The organism is Xenorhabdus sp. XBWT (genome assembly GCF_059072735.1).
Genome location: NZ_CM180990.1, coordinates 2,975,334 through 3,001,071, shown reverse-complemented (window position 1 = coordinate 3,001,071; position 25,738 = coordinate 2,975,334). Strand labels below are relative to the sequence as shown.

Annotated in this window: 7 protein-coding genes; all 7 read left to right on the top strand. The window is 48.8% G+C overall.

Features of this window, described 5'->3' with window-relative positions:
* Positions 1-15: 15 nt before the first annotated feature.
* From AC5JQI_RS12955 to AC5JQI_RS12925, 7 genes are read left to right on the top strand one after another with little or no spacing between them, the layout of a single operon-like run.
* Positions 16-1,629, top strand: coding sequence for an amino acid adenylation domain-containing protein (locus AC5JQI_RS12955; protein ID WP_493912460.1), 1,614 nt, complete (start codon positions 16-18; stop codon positions 1,627-1,629).
* Entirely contained in the window at positions 1,622-6,319 is a 4,698-nt protein-coding gene (locus tag AC5JQI_RS12950) for an AMP-binding protein (RefSeq protein ID WP_493912459.1), read from the top strand. The genes AC5JQI_RS12955 and AC5JQI_RS12950 overlap by 8 nt, the downstream gene beginning before the upstream one ends.
* Entirely contained in the window at positions 6,316-7,554 is a 1,239-nt protein-coding gene (locus tag AC5JQI_RS12945) for an ACP S-malonyltransferase (protein ID WP_493912458.1), read from the top strand. The genes AC5JQI_RS12950 and AC5JQI_RS12945 overlap by 4 nt, the downstream gene beginning before the upstream one ends.
* Positions 7,554-10,955 carry an AMP-binding protein gene (locus AC5JQI_RS12940; protein WP_493912457.1) on the top strand — a complete coding sequence of 1,134 codons (3,402 nt, stop codon included), beginning with the start codon at positions 7,554-7,556 and terminating at the stop codon, positions 10,953-10,955. Before AC5JQI_RS12945 ends, AC5JQI_RS12940 begins: the two co-directional genes overlap by 1 nt.
* A complete protein-coding gene (locus tag AC5JQI_RS12935; protein WP_493912456.1) occupies positions 10,952-17,521 on the top strand; it encodes a type I polyketide synthase in 6,570 nt (2,189 codons plus the stop codon). The genes AC5JQI_RS12940 and AC5JQI_RS12935 overlap by 4 nt, the downstream gene beginning before the upstream one ends.
* The gene (locus tag AC5JQI_RS12930; RefSeq protein WP_493912455.1) at positions 17,514-19,169 is read left to right on the top strand and encodes a serine hydrolase domain-containing protein; all 1,656 of its coding nucleotides are present in this window, start codon (positions 17,514-17,516) and stop codon (positions 19,167-19,169) included. Before AC5JQI_RS12935 ends, AC5JQI_RS12930 begins: the two co-directional genes overlap by 8 nt.
* Positions 19,166-25,702, top strand: coding sequence for an amino acid adenylation domain-containing protein (locus tag AC5JQI_RS12925; protein ID WP_493912454.1), 6,537 nt, complete (start codon positions 19,166-19,168; stop codon positions 25,700-25,702). Before AC5JQI_RS12930 ends, AC5JQI_RS12925 begins: the two co-directional genes overlap by 4 nt.
* The last annotated feature ends 36 nt before the right edge of the window (positions 25,703-25,738 follow it).

Here is a 25,738-nt window from a genome sequence, read left to right as displayed (position 1 = left end):
GAGGACTTCAGCGTCATGAAAACGGGACGATTGATTACTGATTATTTCGAAAGTACGGCGAGAGATAACCAAAATCCAGCGATACGCTGGGGAAAAGGAAGTATTTTATCTTGGGAGGAATTATACCAACGGGCGCAACGGCTGGCTCATTACCTGATTAACGAGCACGGAGTACATCAGGGTGAGTGTATTGCCATCGGGCTTGAACGCAGTCCTGAGTTTCTGGTGGCGGCCTATGCGGTATTGCTGGCTGGTGGCGTATATTTCCCTGTGGACACCAAAACTCCGGCTGCCCGCTTGGCATCCATGCTTGCGACGGCTCAATGCCGTATCGCTTTTTGTCACATGGCACAGGAAAATTTGTTTATTCAGACGCATGTTGCACTGGAACTGATCAATGGTGAACATCTGGACAAAATATCCACGTTGCCATTTTCAGAACATACCTTACAAGACACATCTGGGACAAACACGCCTCAATTGCGGGCGACAGACCCCGCATATTTAATCTTCACATCTGGCACGACCGGTACTCCCAAAGGGGTTCTGGTTAATCATGGTGCGTTTGTCAATCGGCTGGAATGGCATCAGACACACAGTGAGATGACAGACACGGACATCATCCTGCAAAGAACGGCGCTGACTTTTGACGTCTCTTTGTGGGAGCTTTTTTTGCCCGCATTGAACGGCGCGAGCAACTATTTGCTGCAACCGGGGCTGGAATCCTTTCCCAGAGGCATTGTGGCGGCACTGACAAACGAAAACATTACGGTTGTTCATTTTGTCCCCAGCTTGTTGAAGCCAGTGCTTCAGGAACTTCAGGATCAAGCCATTCAGAACGGTCATGCAGATTCGCCATCTCCACTGCCAGCATTGCGTCAGGTCTATGTCAGTGGGGAGCCATTGCTTGCCAGTCTGGCAGAGCAATTTCAGAACATGTTTGCTTCTCGTTGCTTGTTAACCAATTTATACGGCCCGACAGAAGCGGCCATTGATGTCAGTTTTTATGACTGCATGGAAACGTCATCAACGCTGGTACCTATCGGTCAGCCGCTTACCGGCTGTCAGCTATACATCGTAGATCCGGATAATCTGACCTTAAAATCGGATTCAGAAAAAGGCGAAATTGCAATTGGCGGGATATGTCTGGCTGAGGGCTATTACAACCGACAGGATCTGACCGATAGGGTATTTGTTTTCCATCGGGAACTTCAGGAACGCATTTATCTGACAGGCGACCTTGGATGGTATGAAGCAGGAAAAGGTTTTTTCTGTCAGGGCCGCAAAGATACACAAATCAAGCTGCGAGGGTTACGGATCGAATTGGGTGAGATAGAGCATCACCTGCTCAATTATCCTGACATTACGGAAGCGGTTGTTTGTGTTGTTGAAGATGATGAGCAAGAGCAATGGCTGGTTGCTGCCATCGTGGCAGGGAAAGAAGAACTTGAACAGCAGGAGATCAGACAATTTCTTTCTACACAAATGCCAGCCTACATGTTGCCCATGCGCTATTGGCAGGCTCAGCAGTTGCCGAGATCCAGTTCCGGGAAACTTGATAGAAAAGTGATTGCCCGAAACCTGCGGGAGCTGTTTTTCTGTCAAAATGGTGGTTCAAGTCATGAATAAACCGATTTTTGGATTAACTCGGTCGCAACAGGCCGTTTTCAAAATAGACGCGTTTTATCTGTCTGGTTATCGGTTTTACTTGGGAGGAGTGGCCCGCCTGGATGGTGACATTTCACTGGAACAGCTTGTCCGTGCCACTGAAATTGTTCGCAATACGCAAGATGTCCTGCGCATAGGATTTGTAAATCAAGAAATAAAAGCGGAGACATTGGAAACAGAACCCTCAGGAATCCATTGGTATGGCTCCCGGCATGATGCCCCGCAATCAGAAGTGATAAAAATTGATTTCAGCAGATATCCCGATCCTGATCAGGCATTTGAACACTGGGCAGATCGCCAGTTATTGATGGAGGAAGATTTATCACTCACACCGATACGAATTTTTGCGGTTCGTTTCCGGCAGGCGCAATTAGGCTGGTTTATTAAAGCACATCATGCTTTGGTGGATGGTGTCGGGTTGGCTATCTTGCTGGATTACCTGATCAAAGCACTGGAACAAACGGGAACCGAAGCAGAACAACCGGAGTCTTTTTTATTCTCTTTGAATATTGAAGAAGAACAGCAGTACGAACACTCCCGACGTATCGGAAGAGATGCTGCGTATTGGAAAAGTCTTTTTGGCGACAGTGCGTCAGCAAATGCCCGTAAAATCTCCAGCCGTCATCCGATAGGTGATTACCGCGGATCAGAACCGCGCTCAAGACGTGTAAAAGCGATAGTGACTGACGCGCAGAACATGATGTTATCCCGGTTTAAAAACAGCGGTGGCTCAGTTTTCAGATTATTTTTCACTGCGGTTGCCTATACGCAAATGGTGATTGAAGACAGCAATGGTGTTTTATTACAGGCACCTATTGTGAATCGCTGGAGCGGGAATGCAAAACGGACAGTATCAATGGCAGTGGCGCCTGTCTTGCTGCCTGTGTTCCGTGAAGAGGGTGAAACGCTTGCGGATTGTTACCGGATACTGAAAAAACAACTGCAAAAAGCGATTGTGCATTCGCGTTATGCACCTGCTACCCGTTGGGGAGAATTGGCATCACCAGAATGGAAACAAATCATTCCGGCTTTTGGTGTTTCCTATCAAACCGGTGAGTTTCAGAACATTGTTGCTGATGCGGAAATACATATTGATCACATTCAGGCCGTTGAAGCGCTATTTGCCACCATCCATATCCATGACCGCTTTGATAATAATCGTTTTGAGATTGAAGCAGATTTTCGCAAAATATGGTCACTTGAGCAGTGCCACGCATTTCTGCAATCTGTACTCGATCATGCAATCGCGGCGGTTGGCGAATTACTTAATCAAGACAACATAAACGAAAATCCGCCCGTTATAGGTCAAACCAATGGCGCCAATACTTTCGAATACAGTCCTACAGCGCCGATAGGTGAGCATTTATCAGCGGCATTTGAACGTTATGCCGGCAACAGATTATTTAAATCAAATTCGGGATCTGACGGTTTAACTTATCGTCAGGGCTTACTGTGGATCAGCCAATTCAGCGCCCGGTTGCGGAACATGAAAGAGCCGTTTCCTGAGTTTTCCCCTGTTTTGATCCTGGGAAGGCGCACGCCTGAAACGACATTGGCTTACCTGTCCTGCCTGATTGACAATGTGACGGTTATCCCTGTTTGTCCAGCCACAACGCCGATGACAAGGTTATTAACGATCATCCGTAACTCGGGAGCTTCTTTGTGCATTTATACAGAAGCTGATCATGATTTGGCGCAGGCATTGGATTTACCTCTGTTTCGTGTCTCAATGCAATCGGTTTCGTTGGAAAAAGAAGGCATGGATCAGTGCGGGCCTGAGGTCGCATCATCTTCTGAGATGCAATCAAAACCCATCTCCCGCAATCCTGCTTACATTCTGTATACTTCCGGCTCAACCGGAGAACCTAAAGGCGTTGCTATATCCCCAACGGCATTGGCAAACTATGCACTGGCTGCCAGAGCAGCATATGCTGATGAAACTCCGTTCAATACTCCCCTATTCACCTCTTTTGGCTTTGACTTAACACAGACCGCTATTCTGATGCCTGTTCTGTCAGGGGGATTTATTCAAATTCACGAACAGGATATTCGTGATAATCCTGAGTTGTTGCACTCTATTTTCTCTGATGAATCGCTGACAGGCGTTAAATGTACGCCATCGCATCTTGCTTTATTCATTGAATACACCTCTGGAAGACAAAATCCACTGACTTTTATTGTCGGAGGAGAAAATTTATCCACCAGTTTGGTGAATAAAACTCTGGGGTTCTTTCCATCGGGCAGCAAAATCATCAATGAGTATGGGCCGACGGAAGCAACAGTCGGGTGTTGTATCTATCCATTGGATCAGCCGTTCACCAATGACACAGATCACACTGACATACCATCCATCACGCCCATCGGTACAGCATTGGGCAAAGCCGAAATATCGATAAGGGATAGCTGGGGACAACGTATACCCAGAGGATTCCGGGGAGAAATTTGGATCGGCGGCCCTGTGCTGGCGGATGGATACCTCAACAATAGCGCCCAGACGGACGCAAAATTTGTGTGCAGTGGCAGTGATCAACGCCGTTGGTACCGTACAGGGGATTTGGGATTGCAGGATGAACGGGGCATTTTCCATTGTCTCGGACGTATCGACGATGAATTTAAAGTGCGCGGTTACCGGATTCATCCTGCGGAAATTGAAAAAGCGATAGAAGACGTATTGGCTCAGTTTGGATACCGCAATGATCACGGTTGGCAATTGAAAGCACTGAAACTGGTCATTGATGGGATGGATGGCATGGCGGGTGATGAAACTGTTGCTCTGTGTAGCAGTCATCCCGTGCCATATGACAACCATAAGTTTCAAAACGGCTTAAAAAGCAGAATTCCTGAGGCTTGGTTGCCGCGTTTGTACTGCACTGTACAACCCTGGCCAATAAATTCCAACGGTAAGGTTGATATGGCGGTACTTATCGCTGCTGCCAAAGCAAACAGGCAACAGAATGAAGAGACTCAATCCGGTACGGGAGACGAAAAAAACCAGAGAGAGCCGGGATCTTACAAGCTTCCTTCATGGTTGAATACTGAGTTTCTCAGACCGGTTTGGCCGCAATCTGTAGATCTGAGTGCTTCATTTCTGGCACAGGGCGGAGATTCGATCAAGGCGATCCGTCTTGTTGCGTTGTTAGCAAAAGAAGGCATCCGAATCGGGACTCATACGCTGCTTAGCTCAACCGCGTTAGGGGTTGTGTTAGAAAAAGCCTGTGCGGAGCAACAAAACGATGTTGTAGGCGATGCACTTGCATTGGGTGAATTAACGGCTGACTGGCTGAAATATTTACCCAGCGTGCGCTGGTTCCGGCACCATCGCTTTAAATACAGGGATCGGTTTCAGCAAGGGGTTGTGCTTGAGCTAGCCCCCTCTCTTTCTGCTGAACATATCAGTGCGGCACTCACTGTCGTCGAAACAAGACATCAGATTTTCGCCTTAAGAGCCAGTCGGGATTTGAGCGAATTTTATTTTTTACCTCCAAAGCACGTATTACACGATAGCGAAGAAAATCAGCAAGGAAAAATATTGGCGCAAGGTGAACACCTTGAAGATCGGCTCAGTCAATTACAAAACCGCGTGAGTCTTGAATTTCAGCCCAGTGTGCATGAAGTCGTATTTGATCCGATAGCAAACAAAAACTATCTGATCTGGGTCTGTCATCACCTGATTTGCGATGTGCACTCATGGATTTTCTTGTTGGATGAATTGGATCATGCATTAAGCGAACCTGTTATTCAAAGCGACAGTATTGCCAGAATGGATGCAGAGCAGGGTGCTTTCCTCTGGGGGAAATGGCTCAGGAATAAATGGCGAAAAGAGCACGTTTCTTATGTCGAGCCACTGCCGGAGATGAGGGAAGATAGTGCTGACTGCCCGCCTGCTTCGCCTCCGGTGACACTGGTGCTGTCCGTTTCCGGTAACGATTTCAACGTCATGGGGCAACGCAGCAAAGCTGATCGTTCACAGTTAATTGCTGCTGCATTGTTGGCTGTGATACAGGATAACGGCCGGTTGCCGGAGCAGCCCAACGTGTTGTTTGAAAATCACGGGCGTTTCTTTTCCAGAGCAAATATGCCTGCCGCCTGGAACGCAGAGATGGCGAATGCGGTGGGATGGTTTACCGGTTTTCACCATCTGAATCTTGATGTTTCCTCAGATCAGGCATTCAGCCTGTTGCAAATATTAAAATCTCACTTACATGCGGATAGTTCAGATTGGGAAAAACAACTGGGGCTGAATGCGGTCGTCGGACGACCACTTATTTGTATCAATGATATTGGTTTCGGTTTGGACGATCTCGGGACATGGCGCAATGTCAGGTTAGTACAATCTCTTTCCGGCGGTTTTCGTCACCCCGACGAAAAAAGCATTGCTGATTTCGACATCCTCATTCGGGATTGCCGCGAATCGGGCGCTGTTGCTATTGAACTGAGGCTGGGGATTGCTGGTGACCATGCAGAGGAAGCCCGATGTTATTTAGCCCAATTGAATGACAGGCTCTTGATCTGGAGCGATACCCATCTTGAACAACAACATGGCAGACCGGCAGAGTGCTGTTTGTCTCGTTCACTGATCCCTGCGGATTTCCCTCTTTGTCAGCTCTCACAATCGGAACTCGATTTCATTATTCATGGAGCCTCAGCATGAGCATCGCTATCGACTCAGCCAAGACCGTATTTTTATTTCCCGGTGTAGGTGTGCAGCAACCGGATATGTTTGCTGAATTTAAAATATATCCTGAGTATCGGGCTTGTTTGGACGAAGTGTCAGAGCTATCTCAGGTCAATTTGTATGACGCCATTCACGGTGAACGTCGTGACACGTTGAAGCAAGTCCGTATAGCTCAACTGGCACTGACCGCGACCACTGTCGCCGTCGCCAGTATTCTGCGAAAGTACGGGGGACTGGTTCCTGAATTTATGATGGGGCACAGTCTGGGACAGTATCCCGCACTCTGTTCCGCCGGATATCTTGATTTGGCGACCTTGACCAAAATCGTCAATATTCGCTCTGAAGTGGTAGAAACCTGTGCGCGCCGTTTCCAGCAGGGAGATATGTGTTGGGTATTGCATATTCCTGCTGACGTTGTGGTGCAGGAAGTGGAAAAAGTCCGTATCAATGAGGGCATAGAGATCTATATATCTGCCGTTGATGCGTTTGATCAGGTCACCATTTCCGGTGAAATGGCTGACATCCGGCGTTTTGCTCCTCGCATGGAGGCGCTGGGAGGATTGGTTTATCCACTGAAAATCGGTGGTCCGTTCCATTCGTCCCTGATGGCAGAGGCAAAAGCGAAATTAGCCGCATTGATTGATTTCTTACCGGATAGAACCCCGCAAAATACTCCGGTTTCCCGCTTGGTTTGTAATGTCAGTGGGGCAGAATTACCTGTTGAAAACTTGAAATCGTCGATTTTGCAGCACCTGATCTCTCCGGTGCAATGGTTGCCAGGTTTGCAGTATGTGGCGCAAAACGGCGTTACTCGTTATTTAGAAATTTCACCGAAGAACGTGTTGAGTTACCTCACCCAACGCGCGGGATTGCCGATGCGCTCCCTGTGTGAACCGGATGAATTATTCACTTTCACGCAGACATTAGACAGCAAAGAGAGCAGGGCGGAACAGTTCTTCCGATATTGCTATTTCCATCTTTATAGCGCAAGAGTGCCGGATATGGCAGATCAGGCGTCAATTGTGCGCCTGCATCGCATCAGGGAAGAAGCCAAACAGAAGATCAAAGACCCACGTCTGAATGCTGAGGAGTGTCATTTTCTTCATCAAATAACACAGCAATGGCTGGACATCATTGAGATGAACGGGAACCACTCTCTGCTGATGGAAAAAGCGAAATTGCAGAGTCTCTTTGATGCAGTGGGGAGTTAATGATGACGGATGTGAATCACAGCCATATTAATCATAGCTACATTGATCATAACTATATTAATAATCATAACTACATTGAAGAATTGCTACAGGTAACACCACAGGCGAACGGTTTACTGTTTCACGCCTTAAAAGATGGAAACAGTACCTATCACATTGGTGTGGCATTCAGCCTAACGGCGGATATTGAAGAAGAAGAGATCCGTGAAGTATGGCACCAGATCCAGCAGTCACAACCTGCTTTAAGATCGGTGTTTGTCTGGAACGGCATTCGGACTCCGCACCAGCTTGTATACGCTTTGCCGCGCATCTCACTGGAATATGTCCGTGTCAATTCCTCCGGCTCAGCACTGTCAGTAAAGCAACACAGCCTTGACTGGCTGGCACAATCGAAAGCGGTCCCATTTGCATTGAACACTGAAGTATTCCGTATCGTGGGTTTCCACGATATTCATGCGGGAACATTAAGTATCGCTTTCTCCTTCCACCATATTTTGATGGATGGCTGGAGCAGTTCATTGCTGATTTCCTTATGGTTGCAGGGCTTGCGTAAGCAAAAAATCGTTCCACTGTCTTCACGGTTATATGCACAGCAACTTTGGAAAGGGTTAAGTCAGGAAGAATTGATTGCCAGCCGTGAATATTGGCAAAGCCTGTTTCAGCAACTGCCTGACGGGGAAGATTCCGCCACGACAAAATTACTGGATGAGCCTCTGTTCCGATCGTCAGGGTATGCTGCGATTAGGCAAGAGATCACTGACACAGACAGAACAGGTAAAAAGATAGCGGTGAACAACCTGTGGAGCGGGGAACGCAAAGCAGAGATAGAAACACGGTGCCGTCGTGCGGGAGTAACACCGGCCAGTTTTATTTATTTGTGCTGGGCATTAACGCTATCTAAATTTACCTTCCAAAAAACCGTAGCGTTTGGCTGTACCTTTTCAGGAAGGGGGGCAGCATTAAGCCAAAATGCTGAGTACCAGCCATTGGGTCTGTTCACCAATACCGTGCCGCTGATCCTGGAACTCAATGGACAATGGGATCTGGAAGCTGCATTGCGTGCGGTTTTCCACACATTGCAACAGACTCAACAACATGAAAAAACGCCGCCCCTGACTATTCGGAAAGAAGCCGGAACCCGTGACGAACTTTATGACTCGATTGTCGTTTTCGATAATTACCCCATTGATGCCACATTACAGGACACCCATTGCGGAGCATTTCTGACGGATTTGCACAGTGAAGAGACGACTCACTTTGGTTTGACCCTGACGGTTTCCGGTGTGGAGCGATGGTATGTTGAATTAAGCGCAGGGGAAACTTACGAAGGTGATCCTGCCGCGGTCAGCATGATATTTAACGCATTTGAATCGTTGGCAACCGGGTTGCTCAATCAACCCGCAGAGCAATTAATTCAAGATCGGGCCTTAATATTTAATTCAGCGATGCCTATGGAAAGTTCGCTGGTCGCGGGAGAGATCAGGGAAGACTATCCTGATATCAATCAGTTTTTACTGCGTATTTACCAGCGCCTCAGCGATTGTCCTCAAGAAATCAGCCTGATCGACAACCAGCACAGGATAAGCAATCACACACTGTTATCGGGCATCGGTATTTTGCAAGCGCGGTTACGGGAAGTGGGGTTTATTCCGGGCGACCGCGTGGCTGTTCATCTTGAGAAAGGGCTGTTATCCACACAGGCAATATTGGCGGTTTTGTTCAGTGGCGGGAGTTACTTTTATCTCAACCCGAAAGATCCGTTGCAACGCAGAAAACGCCTGCTGGATTTGGCTGATTGCCGTCTGGTTTTAGGTAACTCTGATTTGAACAGGGAACTGGGTTCCGATATCGGGCGTTGCTTATTGTTAAATATTGAATTATCAGATAGTAAATCACTCGATATTGAACCGTTAAATTACGAAGCCGGAAAAATACTGTGGCAAAATCGCCAGCCAGAAGATGAGTTCTATTTCATCTTCACGTCCGGAACCACCGGCACACCTAAAGGTATCGCCATTCGCAACGAATCGGTGGCGAATCTGCTGGACTGGTTTATCAAAGAGACCAGCCTGACCTCCGCCGATCGGGTACTTGGGTTAACTGACCTGAATTTTGACCCCAGTGTAGAAGATCTGTTTGCCAGCCTTGTTGTCGGTGCCACGCTGGTATACCCATCGCCCAACGTCTTGCTGGAAAGACAGACATTTATCGATCGGTTGCGGGATGAATCAATCACACTGATTAACTTTATTCCGGGTGCCATCGCACAACTCATTCAGGGTGCTCCCTTCTTCCCCGCAATGCGGTTGTGGATATTCGGGGGTGAAGAGCTGCCGAAACGTCTCAGAGATGATTTGTTGCAGCAGGGATACGCTGTCAGCAATCACTATGGCCCGAGTGAAACGACGGTAGATTGCCTTACCGCCAGACAGACATTGGCATCGGCAGTCTCCATTGGCCGGCCGATTCAAAATGTTATTGCTTACTGCGCGGATATATTCGGCAAGCCATTGCCTGTCGGTATTCGCGGTGAGCTTTGGGTGGGTGGACGGGCGGTCGCCCACGGTTACACCACTAATCCGGTTGAATCCGCGAAATATTTCATCCATTCCTACGTGTTTCCTGAATACCAGAGTCTGACCCCGCACTTCTATCGCACAGGGGATGCAGTCACGTTTTCTCATGAGTCCGGCTTTAACTATCTGGGGCGGATTGACGATCAGGTCAAAGTGAACGGTGTCCGCATTGAACCACGTGAACTGGAACGCACTGTCGAAATGTTAGAGTCGGTTAAGTCCTGTTATCTGCTGCCGGCAGCGCAGGCAGGACAGCGCCAGTGGCACCTTTTTATCGATAGCGGTGAACCGGCCGGAATGCTGGAACCCCGTGTGCGGGAACATATCCGCCGACATTTTCCTGAGTCGTGGAATCCTGCCCTTATTGTGGTTGTGGACGGTTTTAAACGTACGATAACGGGCAAAGTTGATCGTAAATGGCTGCAAGCACTCGCGGTTGAATGGCGACAAACTCAGGCAGCCGTAGAGCCAGTACCGCTGGCCGATCCTATTGAAGCTCAGATACATAAGATTTGGTGCGGAATTCTGGAAACTCAGGCCATTGCCACAAACGTGAATTTCTTTGATGCCGGTGGTGATTCTATCAAGATCATCGCACTACAATCCCAGATACAACAGACATTCAATCTGGATATTGGTGTCGCCGTCTTATTTGAACATCCGACCATTACCGCCTTTGCGGGCTGGCTCAAGCAAAGCTGTTTATCGTCTGAATATGCAGATTCCGGTAACCAGTCATCCCAAGAATCCACTTTGTCGTCAGCCCGCTCCGGTAAAAACAGACTGGCGGACAGACGGCGTAAAGCAAAAGGAAGTTCAGCATGATGAAACGTGAATATACCGGTAATGAAGTTGCGATTATTGGTATTTCCTGCAAATTTCCCCAAAGCCCCGACTGGCAAAGTTTTTGGCGCAACCTGCTGGCAGGGCAGGAGTTGGTGTCTTTCTTCTCCCGGGAAGAACTTTTAGCCGCGGGAGCGATTCCGGAAATTATTGATCAACCCAATTACGTTCCTGCCAAAGCTGCCCTTGAAGATACCGAATGTTTTGATTATGGCTTTTTCGGTTATTCGCAACGGGAAGCCAACAAAATGGACCCGCAACTTCGTGTATTGCACGAGGTCAGTTTCAACGCTTTTCTGGATGCCGGAATCTCTCCCGGCGAATCATTGCTGAATGCCGGTGTGTTTATCGGTTCCACGTTGAACCTGAGCAGGCTGGGGCAATTCACGGGAGCCGGTCAGGATATCGCGGAAATGTTCGATGTCAGCAATTATAACGATCCCGCGTCATTTGCGGCGCAAATTGCTTATCGCATGAAATTGAACGGGCCGGCCGTACATGTACAAACGGCTTGTTCAACCTCATTATCCGCTATACATCTGGCTTGCAAGGCATTACTGGCCGGAGAGTGTGAAATGGCGCTGGCGGGGGGAGCCTGTATCACTGATCCGGTCGCGGGAGGCTATCTGCATCAGGATGGCATGATCCTGTCACCTGACGGGCACTGCAAAACGTTTTCCGATGATGGGCAAGGAACCGTGAATGGCAACGGTGTCGCGGTTGTGTTGCTCAAACTTCTGGAGGAGGCGCTGGCGGACGGCGATCCCATCCATGCCGTGATTGTTGAATCCGGCATGAACAATGACGGCGATAGAAAAGTGAGTTTTGAAGCCCCCAGCGTTCAGGGGCAAGCAGAAGTGATCTCGCAGGTCTATCAGCTGGCAGATATTCCGTTTTCAAGTCTGGGAATGATCGAGGCACACGGCACCGCAACCGTGCTGGGCGATCCGATTGAAATTCAGGCCCTGAACAAAGTGGCACAGGAATTATTGTTTCCGGATGAACTCAATCAATTCCATTGTGCGATAGGAAGCGTCAAATCTAATATGGGGCATTTGGATGCTGCGGCGGGGATCGCCGGGCTTATCAAAGCCGCTTTGAGTGTTCGTTTCGGTAAAATTCCGCCTTCGCTGCATTTCAATCAACCGAACCCGCATCTGAAACTGGATAAAACGCCTTTTTGGGTGCCCACTCAGGCCACTGATTGGCCGGCACAACAACCAATCCGTCGCGCCGGTGTCAGCTCATTCGGCATCGGCGGAACCAATGTTCATGTATTGCTTGAACAGCCACCGGAAGCAGCCAGTGAAGAGTCAAACGCAGTAGAAAACGCAATAGAAAACAATGTGACAATGCAAATATTGCCTCTTTCAGCTAAATCGCCACTGGCATTGGCAACATTGGTGAAAGGGTATTCCAACCATCTTGATGTTACCAAAATGAGTCCGGCAGGAGTGGAAACGTCAAATCTGGTCTCTATCGCCCGTCAATTGCAGGAAAACCGTGTCGCGTATGCAAGCCGGGCCGCTTTTGTCGCTCAGAACAGGGATGAGTGGAAACAACAGCTTGACCGTTGGGAGCTGATGGACGGAGCTTATGAAATGCTGGATGGGCAAGCTTGGCTCTTTCCGGGACAAGGGTCGCAATCGCCAGAAATGGGGCTGCACCTTGCGGCTGAATATCCAGAGTTTGGCGATATTTATCTGGGATTACTGGATAAAGCGGCCGGGCTTTTATCGGTGGATAAGGCAACTGTCATTGGATGGATTAAACAGCCGCCTGAACAACTGTCAACTTATCATCTCCAGCCTATTTTATATGCCTCTCAGGTGGCATTAGGGGTTTGGTTACAGCGGATTGGCTGTCAGCCTGCCGCTTTGTGCGGATTCAGCATGGGAGAGTTGTCGGCGGCGACTATTGCGGGCGTATTCACTCCTGAAGAGGGAATGGAACTGATGACCGCCCGTGCACAACTGATGGAAGCCATGCCAAAAGGTGCGGTCTTTGCAGCCAGCCTGAGATCCGCTAAAAAAGAGTTTGATGGAAATTTCCCTGAAACCCTTTGGTGCATATCAGAACTCAGTCCGAAAACTTGGGCATTGGCAACCGAAAGAGAATCAGCTGCTGAAGCAGAAAATTGGTTAACCCAGAACGGATTTACCTTCAAGCGAGTACTGGTATCCCATGCTTTCCACACACCAATGATTGAACCTGCCGCGAAAGCGTTTGGTGATTTGTTGAAAAACTATCATCTGAAACCCGCTCAGTGCGCTGTCTATTCAACGACATTGGGCCGGAAAATTTCAGCGGACGAAATGTGTGATCCGCAATACTGGATCAACCAAATGTTAATGCCTGTGCAATTTGGCGCGGCATTAAAACAGATGGCACAAGATCATCCGGCTTTGCTTTTTACACACATCGGCACGGGCATGGATTTATTGCAACATGCACGTAAATGGCTGCATCTGAATGCGGAAAGAATGATGCCGACGCTGGGAGCAGGAAGTGCGGCTCAGGAGGTGAATTCGGTATTGCAGTTTATCGCCAAAGTCTGGACACATGGCGGCAATATTGCATGGTCACGGCTGCACAACCATCGGCAACTCTACCCGCAGTCTCACCATAAGACACACTTGCCCGGCCATGTGTTTGAACGGGTAATTTGTTCACCACAAGAGCGGGGTTCGCAAACGAATGTAACCGCTACACCAACTCTTTCATCGCTATTTTTCGGTTCACATTATTATGGATTTGAATGGGAAAAAGTCAGTGTTGCCGCCTCAGAGAGCACAGCCAAGCGGGAACCAATACCGACAACGTGGATAATTTGCCGGCATGTTACTGAGCGAGAACGCACTCTGGCTGAAGTATTGGGGCTGAATGGCAGCGGACTGCGGTTTATCGAAATTGATTTATTTGCTGAGATGAATGGTTCCGGCGGTGATTTTTCGAATATTTACACAGAATTGCCCGAGTGGCTGATGTCGCAAGGATTACAAACATCGGTAGCAATGGACGTGATTATCACAGGATTGTTGGATGACTTAAATGCACAACAGTCACAATTCTGGACATTCTGGCTGCCTACTGTTTTAGCAAGATGGAGCGCAGAACAAAGCCTTGTTCCTGACATGCGGCTGTTTTTCCCCGCAACACAAATGGTGGCGTGGAATGGCACAGAGACACTGAATGCTGAAAAAAATCAGATTCAGGGTGCATTGCTGATCCTGCCGGAAGAGTATCCCAATATCACGACACTCTGTGTAGATTTGGACAGTCCTGATGCAACGAATATCGCCCGTGGATTGCAGCCATGGAGAGAACGGGATTGGCAGGGAGGTCAATTTTACTGTTTTCGCCGGAATGGTGACGGCAAAAGTCATCCTGAAGAAAAGAGTTTTTGGCGGCGTCGGGTCACTTCCCGTGTACAAAAACAGCCAGTGGCTCACACTTTGCCAAATATCAGCCGCAATAGCTGGGTGTTGATTACTGGTGCCAATGGCGGCATGGGTTCAGCGATTGCCGAATATCTGGCACGGGTCTATCACTGCAATTTGTTACTGCTGATACGTCAGCCACTGCCGAAAAGAAGAGATTGGCTGACTGAAATTGAAAATGACACTTCCCATGCTGCGCTGTTGCAGTGGGCGCTGGATCTTGAAGCCAAAGGGAGCCGGATTGAGTTTTTGTACGCTGATTTGGGACAGAGTGATTCTCTGGAGAAGGCTTTTGAGCCGGTATTCCGACTGGCAAAACGCGGGGTGGGGATCGACTACCTATTCCATACCGCCGGACGGGGAGAAGGCGCTATGTTGCAGATGCGCTCAGAGGCAGAATCCATTGCAACACTGGCTCCCAAAGTCAGCGGAACCCGTTTCTTCTGCAATAATTTAAATCGATTAGGTAATCCGGTGCTGCTGCTGTTTTCCAGTCTGGGGAATTTACTGCCAAAAGAAAAGATCGGGCAGATTGCCTATGTTGCCGGAAACGCCTGTCTGGAGGCTTACGCAGAACAAGTACGCAGCAAAGGCGGTAAAGCGCAGGCCATCGCGTGGGATGATTGGGCAGAATCCGGCATGGCAACCCGCTCCGCACAGCAATTGGATCAGTCACTCAAACATCCGGTGAAGAGTGACGTAGCTGATGTTGCAGTCTGGCGTTATCAATTGAGTGCTAAAAATGACTGGTGGCTTGATGAACATCGGGTTGATGAATCAACCACGGTGATGCCGGCGATGGGAATGGTAGTTCTGGCACATCGGGCAGCAAGCGAATTGCGTGGCGAAGTGACGTCAGCTTTTTCATTGCAGGGGATCACCATTGAAAGGCCGCTGGTGGTGACTGAGGATGCCGATCTTGACGCAGCCATCGTATTTGCGGCTGATTTGAACATGTTTGAAGTTTTTTCGGGTATTGGTGAATTTTCCCGTGAGGCATGGATCAAACATGCCAGCGGTAAAATTATCTCGCGTGATAGTCAGGTTATACCTTCTGTTAAACCGCTTCCTGAATCATCGCTCCTGAATCTGTTCAGAGCCACGGATAACATCGGTGTCAGCCCGAAAGCTGCCCTGACTTTCGGCCCCCGCTGGCACAATGTCATTGCAGTTGAACAAGCCGGCACCAATGAAGTCCTGAACCAGTTACAACTCCCGCTCGCCTATCAGGGGGAAGCCGGAACCAACGGTCTTCATATTGCGCTATTGGATACTGCGACCTTGATTGCCTCTCCAGAAGATGAAGATGTGCAGTTCGCTCCTGTTTCAATCGGTGGATTTACGCAATTTGCACCCATGTGTGACCATGTGAAAAGCCATGTGCAGATACAGGATATCGGTACTAATAAATTGTTGCAGGTAAATATTTACTCGCAGGCAGATACGTTGCTGGTAGCAATAAGTGATCTGCTGCTGGTTGATGCTTCCGTGGTTTTACAGGATCAGTCCCCGACAGAGAGAACAGCACCAACGCACCGCGTTATGCGCTTGCATAACAGTGAAGCAGGCAGCGCTAACTTTTCCTTTATCTCACAACTTGAGACGCGTACAGACCCCGGCCCTCAGGATGTGGAAATTCAGGTTAAGGCCGCGGGGCTTAACTTTAAGGATGTGCTGATTGCACTTGGAGTCTTGCCGGCACCCGTTGATCCAACAATCACTTTTGGTCAGGAAGCGGCGGGGATTATTACTCGTATCGGGCGGGACGTCACCGGTATTCATGTCGGTGATCGCGTGATGTGTGCAGGACATAGCTGTCTGGCTGAGCACGTTGTAATGCCACAACACGTTGTTGCACCTATCCCGCCCATATTGGGTTTCCAACAGGCTGCGGGTATTCCTGTTGTTTTCACTACCGCCTGGATTGCCCTGAAACATGCTGCCAATCTGAAAGCAGGGCAGCGCGTCCTGATTCATTCTGCGGCAGGTGGTGTAGGCATGGCAGCAATGCAGATTGCCCTCTATTTGGGCGCGGAAGTATGGGTTACCGCGGGCAGTGAAGAAAAACGCCGTTTGCTGATGGGCATGGGCGCCAAAGGGGTGGCAAATTCCAGAACACGGGAATTCGGGGACGTTTTCCGTCGTGAACTGGGAGAACGACCGTTTGATGTGATCCTTAATGCATTGGCGGGAGAGCTGCTGGAAGAAAGTGTTTCGCTTCTGGCACCACAAGGTCGGTTCTTGGAGCTGGGATTGCGGGATATTTTGCAAAACTGGCAATTAGGGTTGTCGATTTTTGCTGATGGGGGCAGTTTCCACGCGGTACAGGCCGGAGCGGAACATCCTGCTTATCAGGAAGCTTGGTCAGAAGTGACGGCATTATTGGTACAAGAAGCGCTTAAACCTTTACCGACTAAAGTTTACCCCGCCAAAGAGATTTCTGAAGCATTTCAGTATATGGCTCAGGGGAAACATATCGGCAAGATTGTCATTGCAATGGAGGAACGCAACAAGGAACTCAGTTTTGTTGAAAAATTGCAGGCAGAAGGGTTGTCCAACTCTGAAGGAACTCAGATAGCAATGGCGATGGCAGCGCTGGTTCGCCAAAGTTCATTGTCCTATGTTGCGGTTTCCAAACTCCCCATCGGTTCGGTTCTGGAAAAGCAACACCACACCCAGCAAATGCTGTTCAGCAACGGTTCAACACTGAATGCGCAGGATATCGCCAATGAGGATTCAGGAAAATCCCTGAAAGGAGCGAATGCAGAAGAATTGCTTCAGGCGATGCGTTCTATGTTGGAAGGTTTTCTGGGCGTTGAGGGCCTGGATGTAGATGCCAGCTTCTTCACTCTGGGAGCCACTTCGCTGGATCTCATTCAATTCGCCAAACGACTCGAACAACGGCTGGAACGCGATATACCTGTGGCCTTGTTATTTAAAGCGGCTTCTTTGCGTGAATTGAGCAAAGAACTGGCTCCGTCACAAGCCGCAGATAATGATCCTCCGGTGCCACAGTCAGGATTGGGTGATAAACGACGTTCGTTACAGGCTCGCCGCAAATTACGGGGTACTGCATCTGAACAGGAGGAGAATGAATCCAATGACTAATTCCGGGCGTATTCGAATCGGTGTTCTTATAGCTGCAATATGGTTTGGATTGCCGGGACATGCTTCTACTGAGATTATCGATGCAATAGAAAGTTACTCAGAACCACGCAAAGCAGAACAGGGGCATTCAATACAAGTTAGCCCGGAACAACTTAACCCGGAACAAGTTAGCCCGAACCCGACTCATTTGAATTCCGGCATTTCAGACCTGATTAATTCAAAACCACAGATTTATTTGACGCAGATCGTTGATGAGTTAAAGCAGCGCTGGGATACCGATCAGGTTCCCAGTGGTGGGTTAAGCATCGTTGTCGGCGATAAAGTGTCTACCCTGCATTTGGGTAAGCAGGAAGAGGGTGTGTTTGAGCTGGCTTCCACTTCTAAGGCTTTTACGGGATTGTTGATTGCGTTACTCGAACAGGAAGGGGTACTCAACCGGCTGGACTCTATTACTCATTGGATACCGGAACTGGCGGAAGATCCTGAAATGGGCTATTCCGCCATTCGAATACAGAATCTGTTGTTCCATAACAGCGGTATTTCAAGAGATACGCTTGATCTGCTACAACCAAACAATAACCCGAATGCGTTATCACAACTGCCGGAATTACTCAAAGACGTTCCTCTGGCCTATCCGGTTGGTACTTATGAGGAATATGCCACGCTGAATTACAGTTTGCTTGGTTTGGCGGCTGAACGGGCAACGGGCAGGTCTTTTGCAACGTTGTTGCGGGAAAAAATTTTTCTGCCTTTGGGTATGAAACACACAATGGTTGAAGGAAGTTCCTCAATAGAAAACGCTCTGATGAGAATGCCTTCATTGGCTCGTATTCCGGGGTATAAAATCAGTTTCACTGCTGCACTATCCTATGATGCTCCCCGTTATTGGCAAAATACCCCCGCCGGTTATGTACTCAGTACTCCGCAGGATATGGCAGTTTGGTTGCAGTTTTTGTTGCACCGCCTGCCAGTGAATCAGGAAGATAAATCATTGTCTGTGTTATATGGGGCGCTGGAACAAGCAAAATGTCCTTACGCGGAAAATGGCAGTGAAGGATACGCTTATGGTTGGGATGTGGAAACTGACAACGTACTTGACTACAAGCGTACTCACTGGAGCCATCCGGGACAGAATCCCAACTCAGCCGCCTATGTCGCGTTTGATCCTGAATCGGGTGTCGGTATTGCCCTGCTGGGAAATAGTAACAGCCCTCAGGTCATTGAACTGGGGCAGTCGATATTCAAACATCTGCGTGGTGTTTCTCCACAGATCCTGCCAGAAAATTTTTCCATCGATATGAATGACTGGGTGTTCTCAGTGATGGCAGCTATTTTTTGGTTAAGTGGCGTGCCATTTTTACTGGCCGTTATCTACAAGATCGGGAGAAAGCATCTCGGTAATGACTTCTTGATCAAATACCTTTTCACCTATTTCATCGTACTGAATGTGCCGCTAATCGTTCTGCTTGCAATTGTTCCCCGATTTTTATTGGGACTGGGCTGGTCAAATCTGTTGGTTTGGGGCCCTTTAAGCGTGCCTGTTGCGGCAGTGGGACTGATTTTCTTTGTTAATACCCTCATCCTGTATTTTTTCCTCTTAGTGAAATCCAACAGCAGGTTATTGAGCGTTAAAGGAAACGAGTTATGAGTAATAAGTCGTTGTTATCAGAGCACTATAAATATTCTGTTCATAAACTATTTGAACAGCAAGTCATAAAAACACCGGATGCTACCGCAGTTCGGTTTGGCGATCAGGCGTTATCTTATGACCAATTAAACCGCAGGGCGAACAGGCTGGCGTACTATCTGCGTCGTCGTTATCTTGGGCGCATTGATGATGAAAGCATTGATGGTGAAATTTCTGCGGTGGGCATTTGTCTGGATCGGGGCATTGATACGATTGTTGCTGTCATTGGTGTTTTAAAAGCGGGTGCTGCTTATGTACCGGTTGACCTCAATTATCCCGCTGAGCGTCAGGCCTATATTTTGCATGATTCTAACGTGTCAGTGGTTATCACCCGCGGCGATATCATTCCCTCGCTTCCCGGTTCAATTCACTATATCGATCTGGATCAGCACAATTTTACCCATCATTCTGCCCATAACGATGAAGGGGCTTCTGGTGAAGAAAATTTAACGGCCACCTGTACGCCCGACAGCCTCGCTTACTTTATCTATACCTCGGGTTCAACAGGGAAGCCCAAAGGCGTCTGTATGCCGCACAAGGCGCTGGTAAATCTGCTGATTTGGCAGAATAAAAATCAAAGTGATGCTTTGGGAGGTGATTCTTGCGGTAGTTATACTAATAAAAAAACATTGCAGTTCTCACCGCTGAGTTTCGATGTGTCATTTCAGGAGATATTTTCCACGCTGTCCGGCGGAGGGGAGTTGGTATTGATTCCCAATGCATTGCGGCTCGATCCGCTTGCATTGTTGTCGTTCTTGTCTGAGCAGCGGATTGAACGGATATTTCTGCCCTATGTTGCATTAAACAGTCTGGCATCGGCAGCCGTGGCGGAAGATCGCTATCCACAGAGTCTTGTCGATGTCGTCACCGCAGGGGAACAGCTGGTTATTACTGCCGCCATCAGGCAATTTTTCAGAACCTTGCCCGATTGCCGCCTGCATAACCATTATGGCCCGTCAGAAACCCACGTTGTGACGGCTTATACTCTGGAGGAAAATGCGGATAATTGGCCAGTACTGCCTGCTGTCGGGGTACCCATTGATAATGCGGAAATTTATTTGCTGGATGATCAGAATCAGATCATTGTTGATGGTTCTGCCGGAGAGTTGTGTGTTGCCGGAATGCCATTGGCATACGGCTATCACAAGCGTCCAGAAGAAACCGCAGCTAAGTTTGTCAGTATTGCGGTGGATGGAGAAACCCCCAAACGTATGTACCGGACAGGGGATTTAGCACAATGGGGGTCGGATGGCCTGCTGAATGTGCTCGGACGGATCGACTTTCAGGTCAAAATACGCGGGCATCGGGTAGAGCCGGGGGAAATTGAAGCTCTGTTGATGACGCATCCCGTTGTACGGGATGCGGTTGTCGTGGCACAAGGGGAGAACACAGAGGAAAAACGGTTGGTTGGCTTTGTCATTGTTTCTGAACGGGCTTTACAACGCCAATCGCAGGACGGTGTGAAAGAGAGTATCCGGCGTTTTATCAGGGGTGTTGTACCGGATTACATGTGTCCCGCCGCAATGGTTATCGTTGACCACTTTCCGTTATCCGCCAGCGGTAAGATTGACCGCAAGGCATTTCCACTGATTGATACTGATGAATTGGCACAGCAAGAAGTTGAACCGCCGAAAACTGCGTTGGAACAAACTGTCGTTGAGGTGTGGAGCGAATTACTCGGTGTCAAAAAGATTGGTCGTAATTCACATTTCTTGAATTTGGGCGGTCACTCGCTTCTTACTGTCAATGTGATGCTGGCATTGCGTCGCCGTGGATTTATGGTGGATGCACAGACTTTGTATCAATATCCGGTGTTGTCTGAACTGGCTGAACAATTACAGCATTATTCCCAACCGGAAAACGTCTTGCCGTGGACATCGCTGAGCGAAGTGGAAATGGAGACGTTATCTACAGTGATCCCCGGTGGCGCGGCCAATATCAAAGATATTTATCCTCTTGGGCCGTTGCAACAAGGCATGATCTATCACACCCTGACAGATTCAGAGGGCGATCCCTACGTACTCTGGCAAGTAACCCGCTTTCGCAATGCGGAACTGCTGCACGCTTATCTTGATGCATTGCGCCACACAATTGCCCGCCATGATGCGTTACGCGTCAGCATCCATTATGAAGGGCTTTCCCAACCGGTGCAGGTGGTCTGGCGGGAAGCCGTTTTAGCGGTGGAAGAACTGCAACTGGCAGCCAATCATGATGATCCTTTAACCGCCCTGAAACAATATTGTGATCCTGCCATGCAGCGTTTCGATATGACCAAAGCGCCTTTGCAGCGTTGTCTTTACTGCTATGACGCCAGACAGGGTGAATGGGTATTGCTGCATTTGCTGCACCATATCACGGTAGATCACGCGACAGTTGAAATGATGCAGCTTGAGATTGAAGCTCAACTACTTTCTCAGCCACTGGCAGAGGTTTCGCCCTTATCGTTTCGGCAGACCATGGTCGATCTTTTCAACATGGCTCATCTGGAAGGGCAATATACGTTCTTTGCTGATCTGCTGCGGGATTATGAGCCGGCTCCGGCACCTTTGGGGGCTGATAAGTATCTGGAAAGTAATGCGGCAGTCGCGGAAGCGTGGCGATCACTGCCGGAACCGTTGAATGAACAAATCCGCCAACAGGCTAAAACACACGGTGTCAGTGTTGCTGCCGTTTTTCATCTGGCCTGGGCCAAGGTGCTTTCCTGCCTGACGGGGCAGGATGATGTTGTTTTCGGCACTGTTCTATTGGGACGATTGTTTGCCGGTGAGATTTCTACCAACGTGATGGGGCAGTTTATCAATACACTGCCGATCCGTATGCGTTTGAGTAATCTGCCCGTTCTTGAATGTCTTTGGGAGACGCAAGATATCCTGATGCAGCTGGTCAGGTATGAACAGGCATCGTTGGCGCTGGCACAAAAATCGGTACAAACCGCGGGAACCACACCTCTGTTCACTTCATTGCTGAATTATCGCCATAGCAAAGTGCGCAATGTTCCTTCGGCAGATCCCTTTCAGGCAGTTAATCCGTCTGCCGTGGCAGGTATCCGCTATTCCGGCATCATGGAACGGACAAATTATCCTGTTTCTATCAATGTGGATGATTTTGGCAAAGATTTTGTCATCAATGCTCAGGTTGAGGAAGGGCTTGATCCTGAACTGATTTGCGATTATTTGCAGACAACATTGCTGGAAATTGTCACTGCGCTGACAAGTGCGCCGGAGCGGAGGATCGGGCGCATTAATATATTGCCCGCAGGGGAAAGAAACAAACTGCTGCATCGGTGGAACCAGACGGAATCAGATTTTCCGCAACAGACTTGTCTCCATACTTTGATTGAAGAACAGGTGAAACGGGCACCGGGCGCTGTTGCCGTGGTATTTGAAGGTACGACGCTTGATGGCAACGCTGTGTGCAATATGCTGAATTATCGGCAATTGAATCAACAAGCGAATCAATTGGCCCATTATCTTCGGGCTGAGCTGGGCGTTGGCCCGGATGTGCCGGTGGGTGTTTGTGTGGAACGCAGTATCGAAATGGTCGTGGCATTGCTGGCGGTGCTCAAAGCAGGCGGGGCTTATGTTCCTCTTGACCCGAACTATCCGGCAGAAAGGCTCGATTACATGCTGCATGATGCTGCTCCCCGTGCATTGCTGTCACATCGTGGGGTATCCGATACGGTGCGTACGTTGCTGGCTGACTATGCTGCAAATACAGGTGCCAGTGTGATCGACCTGAATGAAGATAATCCAAAGTGGTCTGCTCAAAAAGCTGATGATTTATCGGCCGAAGAGATTGGGCTGACTTCTTCTCATCTGGCCTATGTGATTTATACCTCAGGATCGACCGGACGACCTAAGGGTGTGATGAATGAGCACCGTGGTGTTGTCAATCGTCTGGTGTGGATGCAAAAGGCGTATTCTCTCGGAGCGGATGATGCTGTTCTGCAAAAAACACCGTTCAGTTTTGATGTTTCCGTTTGGGAGTTTTTCTGGCCGTTGATGTACGGTGCTCGTTTGGTAGTGGCGAAACCGGAAGGGCATAAAGATCCCCTCTACTTAAATACCCTGATCAGGGAACAGAAAATCACAACCCTCCATTTTGTTCCATCCATGTTGTCGGTCTTTTTGGATCATACTTTCCCTGATTCAGATCATTGCATGAAGCGGCTGTTTTGCAGTGGAGAAGCGTTGCCAGCACGCAGTGTACTGCGTTTTCATCAACAGTTTGCCAATGTTGAGTTACATAACCTGTATGGGCCGACAGAAGCTGCGATTGATGTCAGTGCATGGAATTGCAGTTTGAAAGAAATGAGCGGTTTAGGTGAGGCAATCACCGAGAAAAGTATTATTCCGATAGGTAAACCGATTGACAATATTCAGCTCTATATTCTTGATGTACATGGGCAGCCAACGCCGGTAGGTGTCGCGGGAGAGTTGTATATTGCCGGTGCGGGGGTTGCCCGCGGTTATCTCAATCAACCTGAACTGACGGCGGAAAAGTTCATTAAAGACCCCTTTAGGCCGGAACCGGATCGCGTTATGTACTGCACCGGAGATCTGGCCCGGTATCTTCCTGATGGTGATATTGAATATCTGGGACGCAACGATTTTCAGGTTAAATTGCGGGGTTTTCGCATCGAATTGGGAGAGGTGGAAACGGCATTGTTATCACACGATAGTGTGAAAGAGTGTGTCGTGCTGGCACGGGAAGATACTCCGGGAGATGCCCGTCTGGTGGCTTATGTCACACCTGCTCAGGTCTCTGACCCAATCTCAGCAGGGAAACACCTTGAAGCACTGAATCAAGTGTTGAAAGCGCATCTACAGACATGCTTACCCGTGTTTATGATCCCATCCCATATTATTTGGTTAGAGGCGTTTCCGCTGACAGCCAACGGCAAACTGGATCGTAAAGCATTACCGTCCCCTGTTGATGTATCCATAATGCAGAGTGAGACCGCTGAACCGCCCCGGGCAGGAACGGAAGCGAGACTGGCTCAATTGTGGACTGAACTGTTGAACGTCAATTCATTCGGGCGTCAGTCTCACTTTTTCGAAGCTGGTGGGCATTCATTGCTGGCTGTGACACTCATGATGCGGATACAGCAGGAGTTTGGTGTCTCAGTACTTCTGAATTCTCTTGTCAGCCATTTGGGTCTGGCTTCTCAGGCTGCGCTTATCGATGCGGAATTGAATAATGCTGATGCACTTTCATCTGCGGAACCCATAATGCCAGCCAAATCGGTTTCTGTTTCTTCGGGATTGATTCGGGCATTGCCGGCACAGAAAGCGATTTACAAGGCGCTGAAACTCAATCCTCAGGATTTGAGCAACAATAGCTTTGTCGCTTTATCTTTCGGGAATGAACCTGATCTTAAGCAATTGCGCAATTTGCTACAGTCAGTATTTTCCCGTCATGCAAGCCTCAGTGCGCAATTTGCTCTGGTCGATGGTGAACTTTATTTGCAACCTGCCAAGCGTTTTGTATTCCGCTTGGAGAAGCGTCAAAGCCTCGGTTCGCCAGAAGAAGATTTGCGTGATTTTATTCGTCCGTTCTCGTTGGAGGACGGAATGAATGTGCGCAGTCGCTGGGTGGTCGCTGAACCAAATCCTGTATTGTTGCTGGACTTTTCCCATGCCTGCATTGATGGCTCAGGATTAATGCAGATACTCAGTGAGTTGGCGGCTGAAAACAGCAGGAGTCACGCAATTTATCCGGGTATTAGCTTGGCCGCTTATTCTGAGCTGTTCTACAGCAGCGAGTTTGTGACGCTAAGGCAACAGCACGGGAATTTCTGGCGGGAGAAATTACAGGATTGGCAGCCTCCCGCCGGCATTGGGGACGTTCGGTCTGTGACAGGTTCCCGGCTGATAACGCTGAACTCAGAACATAAAGCACAGATTGAAGCATTCACATCGCGCTTGAAGATCAGTGTACCTGAATTCTTTATGACACTATTTTTACGGTTTAAGGCTCGTTTGGAATCTTCTCTCAATCCTCCGGATCAACTTACCTCAATGATATTTCATGGCCGGGACAGGCCGGAGCAGCAAACCGTTATTGCACCACTGATGACGGTGCTTCCTGTGCGGGTGAAATTGCAGGGTGACAGGGAACGTTCTGAAACAAATGACTTTGAAATTGTGAGTGAGGCGGTACGTGAGGCTTGCAGGCACTATCTGTTTGATGCAGAAGAGTTGTCAGCGCTGTATCCCCGGCTATCCAGACAAGCGTTGTTACCCACGGCCTTTTTCGGCTACTTCCAAAAAGAGGGATTTGACGGCGATATTGCCGGCATACCCTGTCGGCAGTTGGAAACGACCAATATTTCAGCTGGTCAGTCGCATTGGAATCTGACATGTGAGATTGCCGAACATGCTGCGGGTTTTGATGTACATCTGGAAGCACTCTCATTCAGGGGGGTCAGCGATGCGGAGAATTGGGAAACACTGTTTAACTCGATTTTGCAAAGCGAACTGAATGTCGGGTGAGATGAAAAATCCGGTTGAGCGAAATAACAAATCAAG